This is a genomic window from Streptococcus sp. CCH5-D3, assembly GCF_001556435.1.
Lineage (GTDB): Bacteria > Bacillota > Bacilli > Lactobacillales > Streptococcaceae > Streptococcus.
In genome coordinates, this window is record NZ_LSIW01000065.1 from 1 (window position 1) to 370 (window position 370).

The following is a 370-nucleotide window of genomic DNA, read 5'->3' on the forward strand; positions in this document are numbered from 1 at the left end:
ATACCACAGAATTAATCGGAATTAAAGACCCTAACATCATTATTTCTCTTGTTTTGGAAACTAATACTCATATCGAGATTCATGCAAAACTTGATTATTCTGCACCACCATGCCCTCATTGCCATGGAATGATGATCAAGTACGACTTTCAAAAATCTTCTAAAATCCCTCTTCTTGAACAAGCTGGAACTCCAACACTACTACGTCTGAAGAAACGTCGCTTCCAGTGTAAAGTGTGTAAGAGAGTAACGGTGGCTGAAACCTCAATCGTTGAGAAAAACCACCAAATCTCCAACCTTGTCCGACAAAAGGTTGCACAACTTCTAACTGAGAAGGTATCACTAACGGATATTGCCAGAAGACTTCGTGT

General features: G+C 39.7%; 1 protein-coding gene. It reads left to right on the forward strand.

Going from position 1 to position 370, the window contains the following annotated elements; all coding sequences use genetic code 11:
- Window positions 1-370 (forward strand): transposase family protein (locus tag AX662_RS04440; protein WP_197414660.1); only part of this gene is annotated, 370 nt, incomplete at both ends.